General features: G+C 46.5%; 19 protein-coding genes, 1 tRNA gene, 1 pseudogene and 1 riboswitch. Of the genes and pseudogenes, 5 read left to right on the top strand and 16 right to left on the bottom strand.

All coding sequences use genetic code 11. From position 1 onward, the window contains the following. Positions 1-195 precede the first annotated feature (195 nt). The 4 genes from der to IPJ02_14500 form a co-directional block, all read right to left on the bottom strand. Complete coding sequence (der, locus tag IPJ02_14515) at positions 196-1509, bottom strand: ribosome biogenesis GTPase Der (protein MBK7376714.1); 1314 nt, start codon at positions 1507-1509, stop codon at positions 196-198. A gap of 82 nt (positions 1510-1591) precedes the next feature. Beyond that, complete coding sequence (gene era / locus IPJ02_14510) at positions 1592-2458, bottom strand: GTPase Era (GenBank protein ID MBK7376713.1); 867 nt, start codon at positions 2456-2458, stop codon at positions 1592-1594. Positions 2459-2643: 185 nt separating this feature from the next. Next, the gene (locus IPJ02_14505) at positions 2644-2892 is read right to left on the bottom strand and encodes a GIY-YIG nuclease family protein (protein MBK7376712.1); all 249 of its coding nucleotides are present in this window, start codon (positions 2890-2892) and stop codon (positions 2644-2646) included. 510 nt (positions 2893-3402) lie between these two features. Next, positions 3403-3474, bottom strand: a tRNA-Met gene (locus IPJ02_14500). Positions 3475-3815: 341 nt separating this feature from the next. Here IPJ02_14500 and IPJ02_14495 point away from each other — a divergent pair. Next, positions 3816-4673: a hypothetical protein gene (locus IPJ02_14495; protein ID MBK7376711.1), complete on the top strand. Its 858-nt coding sequence runs from the start codon at positions 3816-3818 to the stop codon at positions 4671-4673. Positions 4674-4758: 85 nt separating this feature from the next. Here IPJ02_14495 and IPJ02_14490 read toward each other — a convergent pair whose 3' ends face one another. Beyond that, on the bottom strand, positions 4759-5484 hold the full coding sequence (locus IPJ02_14490; protein MBK7376710.1) for a DUF2807 domain-containing protein: 726 nt from the start codon (positions 5482-5484) through the stop codon (positions 4759-4761). A gap of 18 nt (positions 5485-5502) precedes the next feature. Next, complete coding sequence (locus IPJ02_14485) at positions 5503-6222, bottom strand: DUF2807 domain-containing protein (protein MBK7376709.1); 720 nt, start codon at positions 6220-6222, stop codon at positions 5503-5505. Positions 6223-6518: 296 nt separating this feature from the next. Continuing rightward, positions 6519-6620, top strand: a riboswitch (TPP riboswitch). 56 nt (positions 6621-6676) lie between these two features. On the opposite strand from IPJ02_14485, the gene IPJ02_14480 reads away from it, so the two are divergent. Continuing rightward, complete coding sequence (locus IPJ02_14480; protein ID MBK7376708.1) at positions 6677-8839, top strand: TonB-dependent receptor plug domain-containing protein; 2163 nt, start codon at positions 6677-6679, stop codon at positions 8837-8839. A 252-nt stretch (positions 8840-9091) separates the two neighbouring features. Here IPJ02_14480 and IPJ02_14475 read toward each other — a convergent pair whose 3' ends face one another. The 5 genes from IPJ02_14475 to IPJ02_14455 form a co-directional block, all read right to left on the bottom strand. Further along, entirely contained in the window at positions 9092-9397 is a 306-nt protein-coding gene (locus IPJ02_14475) for a rhodanese-like domain-containing protein (protein MBK7376707.1), read from the bottom strand. Further along, positions 9394-10212: a PASTA domain-containing protein gene (locus tag IPJ02_14470; protein MBK7376706.1), complete on the bottom strand. Its 819-nt coding sequence runs from the start codon at positions 10210-10212 to the stop codon at positions 9394-9396. The genes IPJ02_14475 and IPJ02_14470 overlap by 4 nt, the downstream gene beginning before the upstream one ends. Positions 10213-10358: 146 nt before the next feature. Beyond that, positions 10359-11345 carry a D-alanine--D-alanine ligase gene (locus IPJ02_14465; protein ID MBK7376705.1) on the bottom strand — a complete coding sequence of 329 codons (987 nt, stop codon included), beginning with the start codon at positions 11343-11345 and terminating at the stop codon, positions 10359-10361. A gap of 109 nt (positions 11346-11454) precedes the next feature. Then, on the bottom strand, positions 11455-11943 hold the full coding sequence (locus IPJ02_14460; GenBank protein MBK7376704.1) for a hypothetical protein: 489 nt from the start codon (positions 11941-11943) through the stop codon (positions 11455-11457). Between the two features lie 172 nt (positions 11944-12115). After that, a complete protein-coding gene (locus IPJ02_14455) occupies positions 12116-12463 on the bottom strand; it encodes a 4Fe-4S dicluster domain-containing protein (protein ID MBK7376703.1) in 348 nt (115 codons plus the stop codon). A gap of 62 nt (positions 12464-12525) precedes the next feature. Here IPJ02_14455 and IPJ02_14450 point away from each other — a divergent pair, with 62 nt between their 5' ends. Together IPJ02_14450 and IPJ02_14445 are read left to right on the top strand one after the other, a co-directional pair. Next, the gene (locus IPJ02_14450) at positions 12526-13521 is read left to right on the top strand and encodes an acyl-CoA reductase (GenBank protein MBK7376702.1); all 996 of its coding nucleotides are present in this window, start codon (positions 12526-12528) and stop codon (positions 13519-13521) included. 257 nt (positions 13522-13778) lie between these two features. Further along, positions 13779-15314, top strand: a pseudogene (locus tag IPJ02_14445) (trypsin-like peptidase domain-containing protein). Between the two features lie 42 nt (positions 15315-15356). Here the strand turns inward: IPJ02_14445 and IPJ02_14440 are convergent. After that, positions 15357-16646, bottom strand: a complete 1290-nt coding sequence (locus tag IPJ02_14440; GenBank protein MBK7376701.1) for an alpha-glucosidase C-terminal domain-containing protein — start codon at positions 16644-16646, stop codon at positions 15357-15359. A 112-nt stretch (positions 16647-16758) separates the two neighbouring features. Between IPJ02_14440 and IPJ02_14435 the strand changes: the two genes are divergently transcribed. Continuing rightward, complete coding sequence (locus IPJ02_14435; protein ID MBK7376700.1) at positions 16759-17994, top strand: 4-hydroxy-3-methylbut-2-enyl diphosphate reductase; 1236 nt, start codon at positions 16759-16761, stop codon at positions 17992-17994. A 50-nt stretch (positions 17995-18044) separates the two neighbouring features. Here IPJ02_14435 and IPJ02_14430 read toward each other — a convergent pair whose 3' ends face one another. The 4 genes from IPJ02_14430 to IPJ02_14415 all read right to left on the bottom strand — a co-directional run bounded on the left by IPJ02_14430 (position 18045) and on the right by IPJ02_14415 (position 26277). Continuing rightward, positions 18045-19790 carry a T9SS type A sorting domain-containing protein gene (locus IPJ02_14430; GenBank protein MBK7376699.1) on the bottom strand — a complete coding sequence of 582 codons (1746 nt, stop codon included), beginning with the start codon at positions 19788-19790 and terminating at the stop codon, positions 18045-18047. Between the two features lie 364 nt (positions 19791-20154). Then, a complete protein-coding gene (locus IPJ02_14425; GenBank protein MBK7376698.1) occupies positions 20155-20877 on the bottom strand; it encodes a T9SS type A sorting domain-containing protein in 723 nt (240 codons plus the stop codon). A gap of 277 nt (positions 20878-21154) precedes the next feature. After that, positions 21155-21850: a (d)CMP kinase gene (locus IPJ02_14420; GenBank protein MBK7376697.1), complete on the bottom strand. Its 696-nt coding sequence runs from the start codon at positions 21848-21850 to the stop codon at positions 21155-21157. A gap of 92 nt (positions 21851-21942) precedes the next feature. Then, on the bottom strand, positions 21943-26277 hold the full coding sequence (locus IPJ02_14415; GenBank protein ID MBK7376696.1) for a T9SS type A sorting domain-containing protein: 4335 nt from the start codon (positions 26275-26277) through the stop codon (positions 21943-21945). Positions 26278-26590 lie beyond the last annotated feature (313 nt).

The raw sequence follows: 26590 nt of genomic DNA, 5'->3' as shown, positions 1-26590 counted from the left end.
TCCAAGATCCAAGATTCAAGATGCCGGATCCAAGATTCAAGATACCTGGTATTGGATACTGATGCTTGAGTCTCGTCCCGTATCCTGTATCCTGTATCCTGTATCTTGAATCTTGTATCCTGTATCCTGTATCCCGTATCCTGAATCCCGTATCCCGTATCCCGAATCTTGGATCCGGCATCCTGCATCCGGCTTTTACTTCTTCCTGAAATAGATCCGTATCGGCACCCCGGTAAATTTGAATTTCTCCCGGAGCTGGTTCTCCAGGTAATTGCGGTAAGGCGCTTTCACGTCGTCCGGGAAATTGCAGAAAAAGGCAAAGGCCGGCGTATGGGTGGGTAACTGGCTGATGTATTTTATCTTGATGGCATGGCCCCTCACCACCGGCGGGTGGTAGGCTTCAATAGCTTTCTGCATCACTTCGTTCAGCTGGGCCGTGGGTATCTTGCGCCGGCGGCTCTCGTAAACCTCCAGGGCCGTTTCAATGCTTTTGAAAATGCGTTGCTTTTCTGTGACCGAAATAAAGATGACGGGCACATCCGAGAACGGCGCCAGCCGGCTCTTCAGTTCCTTTTCATAATCTTTGATGGTATTGGTCTTCTTGTCTTCCACCAGGTCCCACTTGTTCACCAGCACCACAATGCCCTTGGCTTTTTTTACGGCCATGGAAAAAATGGCCAGGTCCTGCGCCGAGATCCCCTTGCCGGCATCCAGCATCAGCAGGCATACATCGGCCTCATCCAGCGCCTTGATGGCACGGATAACGGAATAGAACTCCAGGTCCTCGTGCACTTTTGCTTTGCGGCGTATGCCGGCGGTATCGATGAGTATGAATTCCTTGTTGAATAAATTGTAGTGGGTGTGAATGGTATCCCGGGTGGTTCCGGCAATATCGCTTACAATGGTACGCTCCTGCCCGATCAGTGCATTCAGCAGCGATGACTTGCCCACATTGGGCTGGCCGATGATGGCAAATTTGGGAAGGCCCTCTTTTTCAGGATCGGCCGGTTCATCCTTGCTGATCAGTGCCGTAACGGCATCCAGTATCTCGCCGGTACCGCTTCCGCTGATGGAAGAGATGAAAAAGATATTTTCGAAACCCAGGCTGTAAAATTCGCTGGCCTCCATCAGGCGTTCGTTATTGTCTACCTTATTCACTACCAGGAATACGGGCTTGGTGCTGCGGCGCAGCATATTGGCCATGGCATTATCCAGTTCGGTGATGCCGGTGGCCGCATCCACCATAAAGATGATGGCATTGGCTTCTTCAATAGCGATCACCACCTGTTTGCGGATCTCCCGTTCAAACACATCGTTGCTGCCGGCAACAAAACCGCCGGTATCAATTACGTTGAACGTATTTCCCGCCCACTCGGCCACGCCATACTGGCGGTCGCGGGTCACGCCGCTTATATCATCCACAATGGCTTTGCGCTGTTCCAGCAGCCTGTTGAAGAAGGTACTCTTGCCCACATTGGGGCGGCCTGTTATTGCTAGTGTGAAACTCATTTCTGAAATGTTGAATGTTGTATGCTGAATGTTGAATGAATATAATATTCATTCAACATTCAGCATTTAAAATTTAAAATAATCAATAGCCGTACTCCTTCAGCTGCATCTCGTTATCCCGCCACTTTGGTTTTACTTTTACGAATAATTCCAAAAATACCTTGCGACCTAAAAATTCTTCAATGTCTTTCCGGGCATCGGTACCCAGTCTTTTGATCATGCTTCCGCCTTCACCGAGGATGATGCCCTTTTGTGTTTCCCGCTGCACGATGATATCTGCGGCGATCTTTACCAGCGTTGTTTTTTCTTTGAACTCCTGTACCAGTACGGTGGTGTGATAAGGTATCTCATCTCCATAAAGCAGGAATATCTTTTCCCGTATCATCTCCCCCACAAAAAATTTGGTAGGCAGGTCACTCATGTCATCGCCTTCGTAAAAGGGTTCGCCTTCAGGCAGGTACGTAAGAATGCGTTTTAATAATTCATCGATGCCCGTTTTCTTCAGCGCCGATACCGCCACCACTTCTTTGCAGTAAGGTTGTTGTTCAAAGAACTTTGCGGTGGTCTTCAGCTGTTCATTATTCACCGTATCGGCCTTGTTCAGGATGACAATGGCCGGCGCTTTCAGTTTCAGCGAAGAAAAGATGGCATGGCTTTCATCGGTATTCTCCCGTACATCGGTGATCAGCAAGGCCAGGTCTGCATCTTCCAGGCTGCCGCGAACGGCTTCCATCATTTTTTCGTGCAGTTTGTATTTGGGTTCAATGATGCCGGGGGTATCCGAAAAAATCACCTGGTAGTCCTTATCCGTAAGGATGGCCTTAATGCGGTGCCGGGTGGTCTGCACTTTGTGCGACACGATGGCCATCTTCTCCCCCATCAGTGCATTGAGCAACGTGCTTTTGCCTGCGTTGGGCCTGCCGAAAATATTTACAAAACCGGATTTCATGTTTGTGCCGTATGAAGAATGATTACCACAAACAAGTTCAGAAATGAAGGAGGTAGTCATTATTCATTTGTACTTTTTTACGAATGAATAAAAAATCCCCAAATCATTATGAGTTGAGGATTTGATTTTTAGTTGCGAAGACTGGGATCGAACCAGTGTCCGCCAACCGGCGGATATGAGCCTCATTACATCGCTTTAATCAAGGACCATATAAAGGTCCTTCCTGTTGCTGTTTTAAGTTCTTTCTCTCTTTTCATAGCTTCCGGTTTATCAGGATATTCTTCCTTGTAAACCAGATTCCATGGCCTGAATTTTATTGCCCAACCTTTCTTACCCAATTCGTTGTGAGAAAGTAATCGTTGATCTAGATCAGATGTGAACCCAACATAGATTTTATTGTAGTTCTTACTATAAAGAACATAAACAGTAAACATGGGATAAACCTAAGTAAAAGAACTATTCGGGGTAAGTTCAAAAATACCGATTTTTTGTTTTTTTCTACGAAGACCCATACCGAACCAATGTCCGCCAACCGGCGGATATGAGCCACTCCGTTTTCGCATTAGTCAAAGGCCAAATAAAAGAACTAATGTACTTAAGTTAAAAAAGGCTCTAATGAGAGCCTTAGATATTGTTGCGAAGACTGGGACTGTGTCCGACATCCGGCGATGAACCAGTGTCCGCCAGCTGGCGGATATGAGCCACAAAGTCTTCACATTAATCAAAGGCCAAATAAAAGAACTAATAACTTAATTTAAAAAAGGCTCTAATGAGAGCCTTAGATATTGTTGCGAAGACTGGGACTGTGTCCGACATCCGGCGGATCGAACCAGTGTCCGCCAGCTGGCGGATATGAGCCACAAAGTCTTCACATTAATCAAAGGCCAAATAAAAGAACTAATAACTTAATTTAAAAAAGGCTCTAATGAGAGCCTTAGATATTGTTGCGAAGACTGGGATCGAACCAGTGACCTTCGGGTTATGAGCCCGACGAGCTACCGCTGCTCTACTTCGCGGCGCAAAGATAATGTTTTGGGCCTTCGCTGCCAAATAATAAAAAACATCGCAACCCATTTCTTGATAAGTACTAAATGTTCCGCCATTATTGAATAATAAAAGGAGAACCAGTGTCCGCCAGCCGGCGGATATGAGCCCGCAGCTACACTGCTCTGATTGCTGGGCTGTGAAGGCTTTTAGGCCTTCGCTGCCAAATAATATAAAATATAAATACCGGACAAGGTTTGAACCACACAGGACATAGAAAACATAGAAAAAAACACATAGAGAAACCTATGTGTCCTATGTTTCTATGTGGTTCAAACCATTTATGTATAAACTTTGATTTGTAGATTTGGGCATGAGAAGAAAATACTTCACAACACTATATTCCCTGGCCTTGCTGCTTTTACTCGGCAGCTGCAAAAGCAAAATAAAACAGCAAAACGATGAATTGTACAGCCGTCACCTGCAGCGGCCCGTAAAGCTCACCATCATAAGTACCCCCCTGCCCGATGATAAAAGCGAACTGAACTTATTGCTGCTGAACGACGGGCAGGACATGGGACAGTTCCGGGTTCGTGAGATCCTGGACAGCCTGTACCGCAAAGGCCTCATCAAACCATTGCTGGTGGTGGGCATCCATGCCGGCGACCGGATGAAGGAATATGGCGTGGCCGGCTACCCCGACTTCATGAAACGGGGAGATAAGGCTGAATACTATGATGCCTTCATCAATAACGAATTGTATCCTTTTGTAAAAAAGAAAGCCACGGTACGCAAATTCAGCTCGGTGGTGATGGCCGGCTGCTCCCTGGGCGGCTTATCTGCTTTTGACATTGCCTGGAACCGGGCCGATAAGATCGACAAAGTAGGTGTGTTCTCCGGTTCGTTCTGGTGGAGGGATGAGGATGATAAGGCCGCCGGTTATTCGGATGAAAAGAACCGGATCATTTTAAACAAACTGAAAGCATCCAGGAAAAAGCCCGGTTTAAAATACTGGTTCTATGCCGGGGCTAAGGAAGAAAACGGCGACCGCGACAGGGATGGCATCATTGACGTGGTGGACGATACCAAAGACCTTATTGAACTCATCAAAAGCAAAAATATCTGCCTGCCGGATGATATAACGCTGAGCGAAGATGCAAACGGCAAACATGATCATGCTTCCTGGAGTAAACAACTGCCGGGTTTTTTGATATGGGCGTTCGGGAAATAGTTCATAGCGTATGGTTCATAGTTCATAGATAAGCTTTATAGGTTAACGTGCCTGCCATGAACTATGAACTATAAACCATTAACCATTAACTTCTCTTCCTCCCAACCGTACTCGCCCCGCTGCTGTGCATGTCTTTTATCAACGCCTCCCCTTTGAAATAAATATCGCTGGCGCCGCTGGCATTGGCACTGATCACTTTATTCACCGTAATGTTTATGTCGGATGCCCCGGATGCCTTTGCCGTGCACTCGTCGGTCACCAGGTCGTACCCTTTCACGTCGCTGGCGCCGCTGCTTTCTATATCCACTTTATTTGCGGTACCCGATATGCGTACATCCGATGCACCGCTGAGTTCAATTTTAAGGCTGCTCAGTTTCACCATTCCCCTGAAATCACTGGCGCCGGATAATTCCATGTCGAGCGATGCGCCTTCAATGCTGCCTGTTACCAGCACATCGCATGCGCCTGTTGCATTCAGCTTCTCCAGCGACCGGAAGGAAACATACACTTTTATTTTCCGGTTCTTCATGCTCCGGTTCTTCGTGCCGTCGTCATAATAGATACGGAGGGTGCCGTTCTCGATCACTGTTTTAATATGTTCTTTGAACTTCTCTTCTGAAGCGCTTACCGCTACTGCTACATCATCGGACTGGGAAAGGTACAGGTCGATGCCGCCGGTAACTTTTATGGAACTGAAATCCCCGCTTACCGGTCGCAGCGATGCATTGGGATCAACCACCAGGGTTTTCTGTGCCCGGCCGGAAACGGATACCGCAAAAAAAAGCGCCGACAGTATTACTATCTTTTTCATGTTTTGTTGTTTTAAATGTCAGGATCTCTTAACCATGCCGCCGCTGTTGATGTTGATGTCGCGTATCAGCGCAGCACCTTTGTACCGGATACCGCCTCCGCTGCTGGCCTTAGCACTCAGTTCCCTGTTGATGGTGATCTTCACATCGCCGCCGCTGCTTGCCTTGGCATCGCAATAGTCAACCGCAATATCATAGCCCTTGAAACTGGCGCCGCTGCTCACATCAATGCTCAGTTTATCGGCCTTGCCGGAGATGCTGATCTCGGAGCCGCTGTTCTGTTCAACCGTAATTTGCTTTGCACTTACCTGCCCGTCAAATTCTGCACCGCTGCTGAATTTCATATCCAGGTTATCAGCAGTCATGTTGCCCTTAACGGTTACCGATGCACCGGCAGATGCCTGCAGTTTATCCAGTGTTTTGAACGACACATAGGCTTTCAGCTTGCGGTTATCGTGCGATGTCCAGCTAACACCGTTGTTATCGTAATAGATCTTTAAGGTTCCGTTCAACACTTCCGTTTTAAAACGGGCCATATACTTTTCATCCGAAGTGCTTACGGCAAGTGATTCTTCATTGCCCTGGGTCATGTACAGGTCAACACCACTGGAAACGGAAATGGCGGTAAAGGATCCGCTTAAGCTGCGGACGGTTGCATGGGGGTCGGCGATCACGTTGTTCTCCTGTGCAAAAGCGGCCAGGGAAACAAAAGAAACAAGGGAAAGAAATAATTTTTTCATCTTTTTAGATTTTTGTTTTTAATGGTAAGATGAAACCCCCCGGCCAAAGATGCTGATTCAACTATTTAACGTGGTTGTCATCCTGAGCGATAGCGAAGGATCTGTTTGGCTTTATTACTTAAACCCGGCAGATCCCTCGTTCATCTGGATGACAATACACATTTGAAAATGCCCTTCAGCAGGGATGATTCATGGCTGTACTTGTTACTGATACGCCCTGCCGCCCCTGTTTGTTACAGGAAAATGCAAAAAAATGTAAAACTCCCCTACCTTTGTACCCGAAGTTCTTATTAACGCCTGAATTTCCGGGGTGCTTCCGCCAGTTGGCGGAGGCTGAGATGATACCCGTATAACCTGAACAGGGTAATGCCTGCGAAGGGAGAAAGCCCCCCGTCTCTTTGGGGGGCCAACTGCTACGATATATCCTTCCCGGCTTTCAGCCAAATCTTACAAGATGAAAAAGCTATTCTTGAGTATGGCATGTTTATCTGCCTGCACCCTGCTGTATGCACAAAAAGAAAAGAAATTCAATGATACCACCCTGTTGCAGCCGGTGGAAGTGCAGGCCATACGGGCGGCAGAAAAAGCGCCTTTTGCCAAGACCGACCTGACCAAAAAAGACATAGAAAAAAATAACCTGGGTCAGGACCTTCCATTTCTTCTCACCCAGGTCCCTTCGGTAGTGGTTAACTCCGATGCCGGCAATGGCGTGGGTTATACCGGCATTCGCATACGGGGCACCGATGCCACCCGGATCAATGTCACCCTCAACGGCATCCCCTACAATGATGCAGAAAGCCAGGGAACTTTTTTTGTTGACCTCCCCGATTTTGCCTCTTCTGCCGGGAGCATACAGGTGCAGCGTGGCGTGGGAACTTCTACAAACGGGGCCGGGGCTTTTGGCGCCAGCATCAACCTGTCGACCAATGAACTGAACAAAACATTTTATGTGGCCACCAATAACAGCTACGGTTCATTCAATACGCATAAGAACAACATACAGTTTGGAAGCGGGTTGCTGGGCAACCATTTTACCATCGACGGCAGGCTGAGCAGCATACGAAGCGAGGGGTATATTGACCGGGCAAAAAGCAACCTGGGATCCTTTTACCTGAGCACGGCTTATACAGATGACAGGCATTCATTAAGGCTGAATGTTTTCTCCGGCAGGGAAAAGACCTACCAGGCATGGAATGGGGTGCCCGAATACCTGCTGGCAACGGAACGTACCTTCAACTCAAGCGGAACAGAGAAACCCGGCGACCCCTACGATAACGAGACCGACAATTATACCCAGACCCATTACCAGCTTTTTTACAATCACAAATTGAATAGTTACTGGAAGGGAAACCTGGCCGTTTTTTTAACAAGGGGCAAAGGATATTATGAACAATACAAAGCCGGCAGGTACCTGGCGGATTATGGCCTGCCTGATTATTTCGACGGGATGACTACCATAACAAGTACCGACCTGGTAAGGAGACTGTGGCTGGATAATTATTTTTATGGCAGCATTTTTTCACTGCAGTACCAGCAGAAAAAAACACAACTGGTTCTTGGCGGGGGTTATAATGCCTACGACGGACAGCACTACGGAGAAATAAAATGGGCAGCTGTACAGGCAGCAGTACCGGCCAATTACCGCTGGTATGACCTTACGGCGTATAAAAAAGACCTCTCCCTCTATGGCAAATGGACACAGCAGTTGAATAAGAACTGGCAGAGCTTTGTGGATATCCAGGTACGTAATATTGATTACCGGATCCATGGCTTCCGGGATAACCCTGCATTGGAGATCAATAAAAACTTTACATTCCTGAATCCAAAGGCCGGCATAACCTACTCAGACAAAAAATGGCAGGCTTATATTTCTTATGCACTCGCCGGTAAAGAACCCAACCGGGATGATTTTGAAGCAGGCAATACCCAGCAACCCAACGCAGAGCGATTGCATGATGTTGAGCTGGGCGTTGAAAGAAAGATGGGCAAGACTTCCTGGGGTGCCAACCTGTATTATATGTATTACCACAACCAGCTTGTATTGACCGGTAAGATAAATGATGTGGGCGCTTACACCCGGACAAACATCCCGAAAAGCCATCGGGCAGGCATTGAACTGCAGGGCAAAGCCATCCTTGCATCATGGATGAACCTTGCTGCCAACATCAGCTTCAGTGAAAATAAGATCAAGGGTTATACCGAATACCTGGATGATTATGACAATGGCGGGCAGCAAACCAGGTTCTATAATAAAACAGATATCTCATTTTCCCCTTCGGTGGTGGCGGGAGCAAATGTGAATTTTATCCCGGTAAAGAATGCGGAGATCAGTTTGATAAACAAATACGTGGGCAGGCAATACCTTGACAATACATCACAACGGTCAAGAAGTCTGAATCCCTATTATTTACAGGATATAAGGCTGAGTTACACTGTTGAAACCAAAATTGTAAAAGCGGCAAACATCATCCTGCAGCTGAACAATGTGTTCAATAAAAAATACGAGCCCAATGGTTACAGCTTCAGTTATATCTATGGAGGAGAACTGACCACCGAGAATTATTATTACCCGATGGCGGGAACGAACTTTATGGTAGGAGTTAATCTGAAATTCTGATGGGGGATGCTGGGTACTGGATACAGGATACAAGATACAGGATACAGGATACAGGATACCAGATACAGGATACAGGATAGACCCTGCTATTTAAAATACTTTTCAAATATTTTTACTCCTGCCAGTATCTGGTATCTGGTATCTGGTATCCGGTATCTGGTATCTGGATCCGGGTGTTTTCTCCCGGTCCCCGGTCTCCGCCTCCCCCGTACCCTGTATCTTGTATCCGGCATCCCGCATCCTGTATCGTCTTTACGTGTACTTCTCCCTCCACCCATTCATCCCTCCCTGTAAATTCTTCACGTTGGTGAACCCAAATGTTTCCAGTACCAGGCAGGCCTGCATGCTTCGGTTGCCGCTGCGGCAGTAGCAGATCACTTCCTCATTCTTCCAGTCTTCGATGTCATCGGTCTGCATGGCTACAATATTGCCAAGCGGAATAAATGTTCCGCCGATATTGAATTCAGCCCGTTCACCGGCTTCCCGCACATCCAGCAGGTTCAATTGTTCACCGGTATCCATTCTTGTCTTTATTTCATCCACCGTAATTATGGTCATGGCATTTCATTTTTCTTATTAACGGTTGCACTGTCGGCCGGGTATTTCATTGCCTGCGAGATCCACAGGTCCATTACCTGGCCCGAATGAATGAAGCGGGGTTTCTTTTCTTCATCAAGCGGCTCGGGCATTTGCCTGAATACAAAAGCGGCAGCCGTATCGGTTATTTTTCCATCCGGACTTGTAGCGCCTAAAGAGATCCCATTCTGTTCCAGGTACGCTTTTGCCTCTGCATAGGTCATCCCCACAAGTTCCGGCACCTGCATATGTTCATTACCCAGCCCCCCTCCTACCACCAGGGTGATGCGGCTGCCCCATTGGATCTTTGTCTTTTCCCGGATGCGTACCCCGTTGTACTGCTGCTCCAGCACCGAGCCCATCATAAAGTCGGGCCGGAAGATGGTATCGCCCAGTTTCAAATGGTTCCTTTCCAGCAGTGTTAATGCAAACGAAAGATTTTGCCCTTCCAGCCTCGGCATTTCTATCATGGGAGGAATGACCCGGTTAACGGTAATGAAAACGGTGCGGTTGATCTTCACCGTGGAATTGGGGTCGGGCAACTGCTTTAATACAATACCCCTTGCGGCCGTATCGGTAAAAATGGAATCCTGTATGTATACATCAAATCCCTGCTTTTCCAGTAATTTGACCGCATCGGTTGTTTTCATACCGGTAACAGCAGGCACTTTTAAATAGGCGCCGTGTTTGGTTATCCAGCCAAGCATTTTCAAAAACAGGAAAAGGAACAGCAATGCGATGGCGATCGCAACCAGCAGGTTCACCCAAAAAGGGCGGTTGGTGATGAATTTAAACACGTTGGCTATTTAAGTTGTTGTTCGTTATTAAAAAACCTCTTCCCTCCCGATTGCTATCGGGACTCTCCAAAGGAGAGGGGCCAGAGCCTCCGGCTTAAGGATCTTTATTTAAGCCGGGAAACCTGGCAGACATTATTGATCCGCATTCAGTCCTTATAAAAACATTCTTCTATCAGTGCCGAATAGAATTCCATCAGCGTCCAGCCCATGGCCCTCACCTGCTGCGGTACAATGCTTGCTTCACTTTGCCCCGGCACCGTGTTTATCTCCAGCATATACGGATGACCCGTTTCTTCATGATAAATGAAATCGATCCGCACCACCCCGCTGCAGTTAAAAACAGCGTATGCTTTCATTGCTTCCATTCTCACTTTTTCTGCAATGGATTCATCCACATGGGCAGGCGTGATCTCTTCACTGGCGCCTTCATATTTTGCTTCAAAATCAAAGAATTCATTTTTGGCAATGATCTCGGTGATGGGCAGGGTGATTATCTTTCCTTTCGACCTGAAAACGCCGATGGTAAGTTCCCGGCCGCTCACAAATTCTTCCACCAGCACCTGGTCATCTTCTTTGAATGCTTTATCCAATGCCGCCTGCAGTTCACCGGCCACTTTTACTTTACTCATGCCGATGCTGCTGCCCCCGTTGTTTGGTTTCACAAAAACGGGAAGCTTCAGTTCTTTCAGGATGGCACCGGGGGTTACCGGTATGTGTTTGAACAGATGCACCGACCTGGCCACATGCATCCCGGCAAAGGAAGCAACGGCCACGGTATAACGTTTGTTAAAGGTCAATGCCGAGGTAGCGGTATCGCAGGAAGTGTACGGGATGTTCAGGGTATCAAAATAGCCCTGCAGTTTTCCATCCTCGCCGGGTGTGCCGTGGAGGCCAACCAGCACGGCGTCAAACCGGATCTTGTTTCCATCAACGGTAATGCTGAAATCATTTTTATCAACCGGGCAGGTCTGCCCGCGGGGGGAAAGATAATTCCACCCGTTGGGGTTGATGTCTATTTTATAACAGTCCCATTTAGCGGTATCAATATTTTTTTCAATGGATTCTGCGCTTTTATAGGAGATAACTGCTTCACCGGAATAACCGCCGGTAATGAGGGCAATCTTTTTGTTCATTCGGTTGTGAATGGTTGTTTAAGCAAAGAAACGAAATATCGCCAATGGTTGTTGTTTTATGATGCAGCGCCGCAGCATTTTTATCAATTTAACATTTTGGAAACCGCGGCTACTCCTGTTTTATTGCATCCAGGTCGCCGACCCCTTCATTGCCTGAATCCAGTACATATTTCCACCGGCCACCGGCTTCTTTTTTCCAGATGCTGACATAGGTGCCGTAAATGATCGTGTCCTTTGCATTTGGCTTGAGTGCATAAATGCCATAGGTGTAGCCCAGTTCACCCGACCTTGCCACGAACCCGTCCCGGGGTTCCCATTTCAATGTATAGGTGGTGTCGTTCTGCTGGATGAGATAATCAATGGCATCGGCGCCCACGATGGGCGGTTCGTTTGAGCGGAGCAATACACCATTGCTGTCTATGTATTCCAGGAAAGCCTGCTTCATGCCTTTTTCTTCGCTCATTCTGGAAAACTCCCTGTCCACATCCATCAATTCTATTTTGGCCCGGGGATCGGTGGCTGCCGTTTTCTTTTCACGAAACAGATCACAGGAAGAAAAAATAAGAACAGATAAGGCAACCGGTAAAAAATATTTCATACAACAATTTAATGAAGTTCTCCCGAAATAAAAAAGGCGAAAGTATTTGCAAATACCCTCGCCATGCAGCAGGAAATATCACCTGCCTGTTATGATCCGCCGGGGCGGACTTTAAAAAAAACGTAACCGCGTTCTATAACAGAGGCCGCAGGCCCCCGTTGCACAAATGACGTTAAATGTGCATCCTGCCCTTCTTGGCCATCAGGTCATCCACCGTTTCTTTATACATTTCATCGGGTACACAGCAATCTACCGGGCAAACGGCAGCACATTGTGGTTCTTCATGAAAGCCCTGGCACTCGGTACACTTGTTGGGTACTATGTAATAAATGTCGTTGCTGATGGGCGTATTGCGCTGGTCGGCATCCATCTGTGATCCATCCATTAACGTAAACATGCCTTTAACCGTTGTTCCGTCTGAAAGAGCCCATTCTACTCCGCCTTCGTAAATAGCGTTGTTGGGACATTCGGGCTCGCAGGCGCCGCAGTTGATACATTCTTCTGTGATCTTTATAGCCATCTATCGTAATTTTGGGTTTTAAACCTCCTTATGGAAGTCAGGTGCAATTTAATAATAACAAGATGAATTTACAAAACCGTATTCAATTATTACAACGCCTGGGAGAATATTTACTCCGCAACGGGGAAGAATGGCAGGCTACCACAAAAAGGGCAACGGCGCAAAACGGCTGGTTTACTCCCGAATTCATTGACCTGGCGGTGAAAAACATCTGTACGGAATTCTTACAGAAACAAAAACTGGAAGCATGGGCGGCGCATTATCACCTGGATGATAATGTAGGCGGTAAAAATACCGGGATCGTGATGGCAGGGAATATCCCGCTGGTAGGCTTTCATGATTTTTTATGCGTATTCATCAGCGGCCACCGGCAAACCATAAAATTATCCTCCAAAGATGATATACTGCTTAAACACCTGGTTGAAAAACTGACCGGATGGGAACCCCGGCTTAAAGAACGGGTCCTTTTTGCCGATATGCTCAAAGGCTGCGATGCCTATATTGCCACCGGCAGCAATAACTCGGCCCGGTACTTTGAACAGTATTTTTCAAAATACCCCAACATCATCCGTCGGAACCGCACATCGGTTGCCCTGTTATCTGGAAAGGAATCAGCGGAAGAATTAAGTGCCCTGTCGGATGATATTCACCAGTACTTTGGCCTGGGCTGCCGGAACATAACAAAGATCCATGTGCCCGCCGGTTATGATTTTGTTCCCCTGCTCAGGGCTTTTGATAAGTATAAATATTTTTCCGATCACCATAAATTCAAAAATAATTACGACTACCAGTTCTCCATCCTCCTGCTGAACAATGTTTATTACATGACGAACGGGACCACCCTGCTGGTGGAGGATGCTGACAATTTTTCAGCCATCAGCCGGCTCAATTACAGTTTCTACAGCCACCCGGACAAGGTCATTGAAATGCTAACGGGTAATGAAGACATACAATGCATATGCGGCCAGAACGGTATTCCATTCGGTCAAGCGCAAAAGCCCCGGCTAAGGGACTATGCCGATGGAGTGGATACGATGCAATTTTTATTATCTTTATAACCTCACCCCTTCCGATAGCTATCGGAACCTTCCCCGTTGCAGGGGGGTGATGCGAAGATCATGAAGAAGATAAGACAACACAGGCTCATTCATCATTAAATATTCCATCTACGAAGCTCTTCCTAATTAAATGTTAAACATGTCAGCAGGTAAATCTCATTTTGTCATTGCTTCGTTACTTTGTATGGTTGGGCACGAGAGTTGATAAAGGAACAAAAGCTCATTAAATTTGTTGAACTAAATAAAACCTACGAGAAATGAAATGGAAACAGATTTTTGCCACCGTTGCCATTAGTGCAGTAACCACCCTTGCCGTGATCTGGGGTTACACAAGTTTTTCAGGGAAGGACAATACCTATGCCGGCCAGCAGGCCGGGGTAGTACCTGCCAATTATAAATATGCCGGCCTCCTGGACGGAAACAATTCCCCGGGGAATGCCCTGGATTTTACCCAGCCGTCGGAAGCAGCTACCCCTGCCGTGGTACACATTAAAACCAAGACAAATGCCAAGCAGGTAAACAACAATTTACCCCGCAGGTCGCCCAACAACCCATTCAGTGACCTTTTCGATGACGACATGTTCAACCAGTTATTTGGAAGGGGCCGGAACATCGTTCCCGAGCAACGGGCAAGCGGTTCGGGTGTGATCATCAGTGACGACGGTTTTATTGTTACCAATAACCACGTGGTGGAAAACGCAGATGAAATAACCGTAACACTCAACAATAAAAAAACCTACAAGGCAAAAGTGATCGGCACCGATCCTTCGTATGACCTGTCGGTGATAAAAATTGATGCAAAGGAACTGCCCTTCCTCTTATACGGCAATTCCGATGACCTGAAGATAGGCCAGTGGGTGCTTGCCATCGGTTACCCGCTTAACCTGGAGACCACCGTAACCGCCGGGATCATCAGTGCAAAAGCCCGGTCATTGGGTTTGAACAAGGACAGGAACGGTGATACAAAAGCAGGTGTTGAATCTTTTATCCAGACAGATGCCGCGGTGAATATGGGCAACAGCGGCGGTGCATTGATCAATACCGACGGTAAACTGATCGGGGTGAACTCTGCCATTGCTTCACCCACCGGTTATTATTCCGGTTACTCCTATGCCATACCCGTGAACATCGTAAAGAAAGTTGTGGATGACCTGATCAAATTCGGCAGCGTTCAAAGAGGATTCTTAGGGGTTAGTTTTGTGAATGCAAGCGACCTTACCGAAGACGATAAAAAGAAAGCCGGTATCCCGGTAAACACCGAAGGTATCTATGTTTCAGATGTTCCTACGGAAGGCGGTGCATACGAGGCCGGCATACGCAAGGGCGATATCCTTAAAAAAGTAGACAATAAAGAGATCAGCAGCGGGGCCGAAATGCAGGGACTGATAAGCCGCTTCAAGCCCGGTGATAAATTACCCGTGACCTATGTACGCAATGGCAAAGAAAGTACCGTAACCGTTATCCTTAAGAACAAAGCAGGTAATTACGATATCGTAAAGGCAGATAATATACTGGAATCGCTGGGAGCTGACCTGGTTTCCCTGGACCCGAAAAAAGCAAAAGAGTACGGCGTTGCAGGCGGCGTGGTTGTAAAAAAGATCAACGGCGGTGCGCTGAACGACCAGACCCGGATGAAAGACGGCTTCATCATTCTTAAAGTGAATGAGAAGAACATAAAAAACCTGGATTAAATTAAACTGATCGTTGGCGCAGAAAAAAATATAACCATCAGCGGTTTTTACCCGGGCTACGACGGGATCTACGAATATCCCATTTCACTGGGCGACCAGTAAAAAGATATGATCATAATAAAGGCGGCAAAATTGCCGCCTTTATTATTTGTCCATTCTTTCAAAGACCAGGAAACCTCCCGGTCCCAATTCAATAGCTGAACCTGCATTCAGGTGATATTCGATCCCGGTGAACAATTCCCGGAAGGAGCCGTTCACTTTTTTATCCAGGATGGTAAACCCTGTGCTCTCCCCGGATAAATTCAGCAATACAAGCACTTCCTCCTTTTTATTCTTCCGCAGGTACGACATCACCGAGCTGTTGTTTGATGTACTGACCAGGAAAGAGCCGGCAGCAGGATCGCAGGCCCTGAGTGCCGGGTTCCTTTTCCGGAGACCGAGCAATGTTTTATAAAAAGTATGCAATTCATTTGCTGTAGTCCAGGCAATGGCATCCTTATCAAAAAACTTCAGCCGCCTGCGGTTTGGGATTTCCTGGCCGCTGTAGATAAGGGGTATCCCGTTCCAGGTAAAACTGAAAACAGCCAGCGCTTCAGTCATCAAGCCATACTTTTCATATTCCGTCCCGTTCCAGGAATTCTCATCATGATTGCTGGTGAAATACATCCGGTAAGCAGAAGAGGGGAACCCGGTCTCATACCGTTGCAATACTTCATGAAGGCCATGGATCCCGGTTCTTTCTTTGCAGTAATCTTCCGACTTATGCATCCATTCCCAGGTAAAGGATGCATCAAATACCTCGTGGTAATTCACTTCCTCCGTTTCGGCCAGCCAGAATAAATTCTTTTTCAGCGGTTCAATGGCGGTTCTTGCCTTTTTCCAGAATTCCAATGGCGTTAAATGGGCGAGGTCGGCCCGGAAACCATCAATATCAAAACCGGTAACCCAGTATTGTATGGCATCAATCATGGCATCCTGTTCTGCTTCACTGGAATGATCGATCTGTATCACATCCGTCCAGTCGTATGGCGCTTTGAAGTTGCCTCCGGCATCTCTTTCAAAATACCCGGGATGGGCGGTTGTCCATACATTATCCCAGGCAGCATGATTGGCCACCCAGTCAAGGATGATCTTCATGCCAAGACCGTGGGCATTTTCTATCAGTGCTTTAAGATCATCGGCCGTTCCGAATTCCGGGTTAACGGCTTTAAAATCCTTTATCGAATAATAACTCCCCAGGGTTCCCTTCCGGTTCTTTTCGCCAATGGGATGTATGGGCATCAACCAGAGCAGCTCCACGCCCATCTCTTTCAGCCTGGGCAGATGCGTGGCAAACGCCTGGAAGGTCCCTTCCGGTGTATACTGGCGGATATTCACTTCGTAAATATTGGTTGCGGCGATCCAACCGGCCCGTTCATATGTTTTCGCGGTCATTTCTGTTCATTCATCAGGATGATCAATACCCAAATGTAAGCACTGCCGGCTTAAAATTACGAAAGCCATTATGTCCCGCAACCATGTACCTTTGCAACTGTTATTTACCAGTATGAAACAATTCAATGTTCCGATAATTTACCGCAGCCCGCTCATCACTGCGGTAAAGAACAAACGCAGGCAGTCCGATAAGATGAAGAAGGATTTCAGTCCTACCCTGCTCGATTTTGGCCCGGTAAAAATTTACCTTGCCCGCCACTTTGGATTTTGCTATGGCGTGGAGAATGCCATTGACATCGCTTTCCGTACCATAGAAGAAAATCCCGGCAAACGGATATTTCTTTTAAGTGAGATGATCCATAACCAGCAGGTGAATGCCGATTTGAAGGAAAGAGGCATTCATTTTTTGCAGGACACGTATGGAAAACAGTTATTTCCTTTTGAAGAACTGACACCCGAAGATATTGTCATCATCCCTGCCTTTGGAACCACGCTCGACATTGAAGAAAAGCTGAATGCCATCGGCATCCCTACAGAAAAATACAATACCACCTGCCCTTTCGTGGAGAAGGTATGGAACCGCAGTGAACAGATAGCCCGGAAAAACTATACCGTAGTGGTGCATGGCAAACCCAGGCACGAAGAGACCCGGGCAACTTTTTCACATGCATCGGCCCATACGCCTACGGTGATCGTAAATGACATGGGTGAAGCCATTGAGCTGGGTAAATACATTACGGGCGAAAAAGATGCGGCCGGTTTCACCACGGAATTTGCCGGTAAGTTCTCAGCCGGGTTTGACGTGATCAAAGACCTGGAACGCATCGGTGTGGTGAACCAGACAACCATGCTGGCCAGCGATACCCAGGCCATTTCTGATTTTTTAAAACAGGTGGTGCTGAAAAAGCATGGCTTGTCGGAGGATACCATCGAAGAGCGTTTTGCCGATACCCGCGACACGTTGTGCTATGCAACCAACGATAACCAGTCTGCCGTGTATGGCCTGCTGGAGACCGAAGCTGATTTTGCCATTGTAGTAGGCGGTTACAACAGCAGCAATACGTCTCACCTTGTTGATCTGTGTGAGGAGAAACTGGCAACCTATTTCATCAACTCAGAAGAGAAGATAATCTCAAGGGAAAAGATCCGGCATTACGACCTGCATAAAAAACAGGAACGGATCACAGAAAATTATTTACCCCGGGACGGCGGGGTAAGGATATTAATTACCAGCGGCGCCAGCTGCCCGGATGCATTGGTGGAGGAAGTGATCAGTAAGATCGTTTCATTTTACCCCGTGACCATAAAAACGGAAGCCCTGGCTGAACGCTTTACGGAAATGAAATAAAAAAAGCCCCTGCTGTTCAGCAAGGGCCCGTTTGTTTGTGCCTGTTTAAATTATTTTATCAGTTTCTTTACGGTCACCTCATCGCCCACCTGTATCCTGATCGTGTAAAAGCCTTTGGCAAGTTTATCCAGGTCTAACATTACCAGGTTGTTGATGCCTTTGTTCACCATATGCTGTTGTGTACCCAGCAGTTTGCCTGCATTATCAAAGAGGCTTAGTGTTGCCTGGGTCTTTGCTTCGCTTGACACGGTCACGTTGATCCTGTCGGTGAAGGGAGCCGGGTATATCCCGGTAACATGGATCCCTTTTATGTTCACATTCACGGCTGCAATATTGCTGTATTGATACTGCCCGTCCCTGTCCATCAATTTGAGCCTGTAGTAATTGATACCGGCATTTGCTTTTATATCATCAAAGCTGTAGTTCACCACTACGTCGCTGCTGCCTTTTGCAGGCAGATTGGATAAGTGATCGAAATTCACCCCGTCATTGCTTTTCTGGATCTCGAAATAGCTGGTATTCTGTTCCTGCAAACTGCTCCAGGTAAGATGTGAAACGCCGTTCATGTATGCTGCTTTGAGCGGCGTCATCACGATGGGCAATAAACCGCTTACCGGTTCAAGCAGGCAAAGGTCATCAATGGCCACATAAGCAGCATTGCCACCGCAGGCATTGGGTGTTTTTATACTTATTTCTAATTTTTTGTACGTATTAACCGGAATATTTATGACCACCGAAAGCTGGACCCAGGTTCCGGGCGTACCGGTTATTGTTTGCGTTACGTTGCCCAGTGAAAAATATGCAGCAGTGGTAGCAGTGACCGTTGTTCCGCCCCTGACTTCCAGCATTACGGCAGGGTCTGCCTCATCGCTGCTGATCTTGGCAAACCATCCCCGGAAGATGATGCTTCCCTGGTAAAACTGGCTTGTATTGGTTACGGCAATGGTACGGTACCAAACCCGGTTGGTACATGAATTGTTTGCATTCACCACCATCATGTTCATTCCCGTATGCGGTGCAAAAGCGGAAAAGTCGGTATTCATTGAATCGGGGTTGCTGATGATACGGTACCTTGGATTGGCGCCCAGGGTGCCGGTTGTCCATTGCGTTAAGTCTGTATATGCTTTTGCAGTTACCCCATTCGTGCCCGGTGAGCTGAAATTATTTGTACCGGCACCCGGAACCTCAAACCCGCCAAAATAATCTTCCTGTGGTGGAGGTACAAGTGCCGGGTTCAGCACCAGCATATTATTTGTGCATGCTGAAAAACAATTCTCGCCAGCAGGCCTGGTCCTTATGCGTATGTATTTTGCATCCTTATCCCCATACTCTTCGGCGCCATATACGGGTATGGTTGGCCAGGGGTTTGTTTCCGGGTCAAGACCGAAATCGGTCATCAGTACCCTGAACTCCACATTATCCAGTTGCGTGGTATAGGCCGGGCTTCCCACATTTTCGATCACGAGATTATCAATGGAGTCCACTATGAATGTTGGCCCGGATGCACCGGTAACATTAAAAGTATGCCCGTTGATGGTATTATTACCGTTTGCCAGGTAAACCCAGGGCCCACCGGGTGTTAACCGGTATTGCCAGTGGCTATACGAATTATAGCCGGTGGAAGTGACCTTTGTGTGGATCGTAACCGTTTCACCCTGCAGGAAGCAGGATACGGTATATTTTTCAACTTTATGAGCAGAGGTTTTTTCAGCAGATCCCAACAGGAGGCCCGTGAGGAAAAGAACGCTGTAGATTTTAACGAATACTCTTTTTCGTGTGGTAAAATTATTTTTCATCCTGTACAGGTTTAAGGTTTCAAATTCTTTTTTGGGTAAATCAGCTTAAAAAGGAAAGGATTAACAGCATTATTGAACACGTGGCTGGATCAGAGGTATTGGGAGAGAAGTTTAAAGCCAGAATTGAAAATCTTCAGAATCCGTCAGGACCCTTTGGATCAAAATTTGGACATACATAAGTTTACAGGAAAAGGACGTGGTCTTTAATAAGAGGTGGTACTACAAAAGTATAATTTTTTTTTGAGTTCAAAGTGTATTTGCCCAAATCCGGAAAAAAATAAATACGCCCGTTACCGGTTAAATAAAGAGCCCCCACCAAAGGCGGGGGACATCTTTGTTTGTGCTTGGTTATCTGTATCGTTAATTACTTGATTAATCGCTGTGTTACAATTGTTTCTCCCGCCTGCACCCGGATGATATAGGTCCCCCTTGCCAGGTTATCCAGTTTATCAAGGATAATTGTAGTTACACCCTTGTGCAGGTTCTGTTGCCGGCTTACCAATGGCTTACCGGTATTGTCGTACAACGTAATGGTTCCGGTGGTTCTCATTTCACTGGATACCGTCACATGCACTTTATCAACAAACGGCGCCGGGTAAATGGCAGTAATATTGATCCCCCTGATCCGTACATTCAGCACGAGTGTGTTGCTGAACTGAAAATTGCCGTCGTTATCATGATACTTGACCCGGAAATAGTTGACCCCTTCATTTGTCTTCGTATCATTGAACCCGTACTCCACTACTTTATCACTGGAGCTAAGAGCCATTACTTTTCCCACATACTGGAAATTCACCCCATCACTGCTCCGCTGTATCTCAAAGTGGCTGCTGTTGCTTTCCTGCAGACTGCTCCAGGTTAAAAAGGTTTTTCCCTGCGAATAATATCCTTTTAAAGGGGTCCATACGATGGGTAAAAAAACCCTGGTCGTATTCTTATACAGTTCCGTATTGTTACTTTTAACCAGTTCCTTCTCCCCTGCATTTGCGGAAGATGGTTGCTGCATTAAAAACAAAACCAATGCAGGGATTAATTTTATAACCCTTCCTGCATAGAACTTTTCCTGTGAAGTAGAGATTCGTTTCATATTTTACGGTAATGATTATCAGTGATAAACAAAAGGGTCACCTTTCAAAAGAATTGGATGGAATCCGGGCTGGTTTCAGCCACGAATGGAGGTTTTCTGCAGAAACTGGTTCAGAAGCTTTTTGAAGGATAGTTTACTTTAAACAACTGCATTCATAATGACATTCATTATCAACTCAGTATGAGAAATTCTTCAACGGGATATTAAAAATGAAAATAAGCAGCCTGTATGTACAGGGTTTCTTGGAGGTAGCGTAAAAGTATATATTGTGGTTTGATTATGCAAGTGTTTTTAATTTTTTTTCTGTAAGATCTATGGCAATTTTTAATTGTTCCTCCATCGTCAGGTTCGTATTATCAATTTCTATTGCATCATCCGCCTTGCGCAACGGGCTTATCTTACGGTTCGAATCTATATAATCCCGCATTTCGAGGTTATTTTTTACTTCCTCTATGGTGATATTGGGGTTTTTATTATATAGTTCTTTAAACCTTCTTTCTACACGCACTGCCGTATCTGCCGTCATGAATATTTTTAACTCCGCAACCGGGAATACGGTGGTACCGATATCCCGGCCATCCATCACGATCCCCTTTTTCTTTCCCAGCTTTTGCTGCTGCGCCACTGCGAACGTACGTACTGCTTCAATGGCTGCCACATCGCTTACTTTTTCAGCTATCACAAGATCACGGATAACATACTCCACATTTTTTTCGTTCAAAAAGATCTCCGACTGCTGCGATGCTTCATTGTAATGAAATTCGATCGTGATATTCCTTAATGCCGCCTCCACTTCCCCGGCATCGGTCCAGTCAATATGGTTGCGCAGGAAATACAACGTGATGGCCCTGTACATGGCCCCGCTGTCGATATAAACATAACCCAGTACTTTGGCCAGCTGTTTTGCCAACGTGCTTTTACCACAGGATGACCAGCCATCTATTGTTACGATTATCTTCTTTTTCATACCCATGACAAAAATGGCTCAAAAAAAAACGAAATCAAAATGAAATTAATCGTGAACCATTTTTGTCAGGGATGTGATTGTGCCTGGTTAAGGTTTTATTAGTTGAACAGTATAAATTTCTGGTTGAGTAATTTATTATTCAGCTGCACCTGCATGGTATATGTTCCGTTGCTGAACCGGGCGAGGTTTGTTAAACGGATGACATTATTACCCTTCACCACTTTTTGTTTCTGGCTGAATACGGTCTTACCGCCCATATCGATCATCCGGATGCCGATCTCCTCTGCATTGTCAGCAAAAAAACTCAGCGCTATCTCTGAACCGGCCGGGTTGGGCATCAGCGTCAGTGGTATGTTCATCCTGGGTTTACGTACCGACACGATATTACTGTATGTAAAGCCTCCATCTGCCCCTACCACTTTTACCCGGTAGAAAATGATGTCGTCATTTATTTTGCTGACATCATCCCTGGCAGTGAAGCCCTGCAGTTCATTCATTTTTACAGGCTGGTTAACAGAAGCGATTTTTTTATACACCCGGTTGTCAATACTCCGTTCAATCTCAAAATGATCAACCATTCCGCCGGTGAGTATCTGCCAGTTCAGTTGTACATCCGTGTTTTGCAATATGGCATTCAGATAAAGTGATTCGTTGACCAGAACGGTCCCTATGAATCTCCAGTCGCGGTCGATATTTGCCGGGTTCTTTTTCTGTACGGTAGTGCGGGAACCCGGTGACGGGTCTCCGGTAAAGGTTCCACCTGTTCCCATCCGGTAGGAAGTTCCTTTGATGTTCATCACCGAATTCAATGAATCAAAACGGTTATCCAGTCCGTCATCATCGGTATCAAGGCCCGTCAGGGTCACGTTATCATCCGCGATCATATTCAGGTTAAAATCATTTCCTTCAATTACATCCGGCTGACTGTCGCCATCGGTATCCAGGTCCCTGTAATCCGGTGTGCCATCGGCGTCGTGATCATAGACCATGATGCCGGAACCACCAAATCCAACCAGGTTATCGTAGGTGTTTATCAGGCCATCGCCATCGGTATCGCTTATCACAGGCAGTTTATACCCGGCAGTTGACTGCCCTTCGATATTATCCGGGATACCATCATCATCTGAATCAATATCCAGGTAATCGGGATTACCGATTGCATCTGTATTTCGTACATTCAGGGAGCCCATGGCAGATACGGTTGTTGACCATCCGTTCGTTCCCATCACCCCGTCAACGATCCCGTTAAAATTTGCATCCGGCAACCCGGCTTCTATTACATCCATGATCCCGTCGCCATCACTGTCCAGGTCATACGCATTTGGCCGCAGGTCCTGGTCCTTATTCTTATTGGGATAACTATCCGCCCGTCCGTCAACCGGGCCGGCATCGGGGCCTGTTTTCAACAAAGCCGTTGCCAGGATAAAATTATCGGCTATACCATCGCTGTTTGCATCGGCAAAACCATCGATCCTGCCATCATTGTTACCATCCGTTCCCATTACTTCCACCACATCCGGTATGCCATCGTTATCACTGTCCGTATCCAGGTAATTGAAAATACCATCCCCATCCAGGTCGGGGATACCCAATCCATTACCCGAACCCTGAACGCCTGTGCTGTTTGCATCCACGTTCTGGGAAAAACCATCCGCATCGGTATCGGTATAGTTATCTATTATTCCGTCGCCATTGGTATCCACACCATAGGCTTCCACCACATCGGGTATACCATCATTATCACTATCCAGGTCGTATTGGTTGGGAATGCCGTCTTTATCCTTATCCGCATTATCATTCACGCCATCGCCGTTGGAGTCTGTGAAGCCAGGGAAGTCTGTATCATAATAGTTAGGGTTTCCATCATTATCCGAATCGGCGCCATAATCAAAATTATCATTTACGCCATCAAAGTTGGTGTCAACAAAACCGGGGTAAGCAGGGTCTTTCCAGTTTGGAATTCCATTGCTGTTCGCATCCTGCAGGGCCACGGGATCATTGAATTCAACATAATCGGGTATGCCGTCGTTATCGTCGTCAATATCCACGCAAACCGTGATTATTACAGCGATCCTGGCCGTATCCGAACAGCCGGCCCCATTGGTAAAATATGCCCAGTAAACACCTGAAGTGCTTATAGGTGCATATGGACTAAACATATTGGCCGGTATAAAAGGCTTGGCAGAATAAAAAGTATAGCCGGCATATTTCCACCAGGGAAGTGTGACCGTTAACGTGGCACACTTATTTACCAGCAGTGTATCTTTAGGGGTAAAGCAGGGGCCAGATAAGGGATGAATGACCGGTCCGCTTACGATACAGCCCGATGTCATTACACCACTGGAATCAAACAGCGCATTGCCAGACAACCTGCCTGCATAATTTATCCGTGCGCTGTTCTTCAATGAACCCACACAACTAACGATCTTACAGGCAGAAGCAGTTACTACTTTAAACTCCACATTGCTGTTAACCCCGGGCCCCACTTTACCACCGGTAACCGCATCGGCGCCAACGCCTATGCGGAATAAGATCCGGTTGTTGGTAAAATCATATTCTGCTTCATCATCACCCGGGTTATCCGTTTTGGATACGCCGCCGATCTTGATGGTACCGGGTATATAAGTAGTTCCTGCTGGCAGGTTGTCAGTGATGATGGTATTGGTACTGGAGTCATTACCCGAGTTGGAATAATTGATCTGGTAACGCAGGCTGTCGCCCGGAACCAGGGAACCGCCATTGATATCGGAGGCCGTTTTATCAAAGGCAAAGGTCGGGTTATACTGCGATATGGAAGTGGTCAATACATGGGCGATGATCATTTCTTCCGGCGAAGCAAACCGAACGGTTGCCGATGATTTGCTGTTGCCCAGTTGGGTATTACCTGCATTGGGCATTTCAAGGATACTTGCATCATACCCCAGGGTATTATTAAATGCTGGATTCCGTGTAGTTACCACCGACCCCTTGTAGGAAATGGCACTGTTCCACATATCATTGAGGTTGGCAGTTGCATTGGGCGTTAAATTATAAAAAGAAGCTGCCCCATTCTGTTTAAAGGAAAAGGAATCTAACCAGCCGCGGTCTCCGTCATAAGCAACCGCTCCCAGTTCGCAACTGACCGGGCCTGAGGGCGGTGTTAAGAAACCACTGATGCTTACATCTACCGGGGCATTGCCCGATTCAACCACGGCACATCCATCAAACACGGTGAGGTTACGCGATGGCAAAGAAGGATTGGCATATACGATGATAAGTGTCCAGCCTCCATACGCATTTTTTTTACCCAATGGAGCCACCACATCTGCAAGGGCATACGTACCATTGGGGCTGGTGGCATTCACCAATGCTGTTATATTGGCAAAGCACTGAAAACCCGTATACATAAAACCAGATGGGTTTGAAGAATTGTAATAATCTGTTTGTGATGACGTAATGGTAGTATACGAAGCGGCTCCCGGGAGCTTTAATTTACAGGATGTTTCCCCGGTGATCCAGGAAGTACTTTCATCGCCACCGCCTTCACCGGAACCCCAGTACAAACCTGCAAAAAGTACGTTAGAGCAGGAAGGCAGGTTCAGATCGGCTGTAGATGAATTGAATGTACCATTGTTATTGACCCCTGATACCTCCATATCAAAAGACATATCTGGTGAGGTTGTGGACCTTAAGTGCACTTCCACCGCAATGGTATTAACGCCTGCAGTAAAAAAAGCAGTACTCAGATCTACAGATACTGCTTCTGCAGCACCCGGTGTTATATTGGAAGATGCCAGCGTTCCATAGCTGACCGTACCGGTAGGCATATTATTCCGGATCCTTTCCACCCCATTCACATAAACCACGATACCGTCATTTCTCAACAGGTTAAACTGGATCGATGTGAATGTGGCAGACAATTCTGTTGCCGTAAAGCTTACCGTATTCCGGAAATAATAGGCGGTATACTTGGTTCCCGATGCCAATGGTGTACAAATGGGGACCTGCCCGCTTTTGATACAGGTTGCCTGCCCGGAACTATAACCGTATTTACCGGCCCCGTTAACCGGAACCGCACCTGTATTCCAGGAAGCATTTAAGGTATAGCCGGATTGTTTCCAGTTATTTCCGAAGGCATCATTTGTCGGAGTTGCACCTGTTGAATGATAGTTCCATACAGTTCCAAAAGCCATTTTGGAGGTAATGGAATTGTCCACATCAATATTAATCCCATTACCGTCATTATCCTTGGAACTTCCCGCAGGAGGCAGTTCTCCGGTTCCGGGTGTTCCGGATCCAACACCGGAAGTAGAAATTATACTGTTGGAAACGTACACGATATTTCCCTTCACAGAAGGATTATAGTATCGCGGTGTAAATGCACGCAGTATCTGTGCATTGGTTACTGAACATATTAGTACAGCAGTGATCAAAAGGGGTACAATTCTTTTCATGATTCCAGATTTTTTAAGCATCTGGCTTTTCAAAAAAGAATACTGGACGGTAAAAAATTCTGTTTTATTTCTTGGAAAATTTGCTAAGTCTGTATGACCTCAATAGTAAAACCAACTTAGCTTTGTAAGGGAGAAAACACGTGAAAGACAGTAAAATTACTATTCTGTTAGGGGACACAAATATATCTAAATAGCTTTCATATTTCCAAGAGATTTATGACATTTTTTGTAGAAACCGTACTACAATTCTATAAGTGTTACATTGTCAACGATTTAAAAGAGGAAGTTTTATCCACAAAATGAAAATGCCATC

This window comes from Chitinophagaceae bacterium, assembly GCA_016710165.1.
Classification (GTDB): domain Bacteria; phylum Bacteroidota; class Bacteroidia; order Chitinophagales; family Chitinophagaceae; genus Ferruginibacter.
This window is presented reverse-complemented; position numbering and strand designations above follow the sequence as displayed.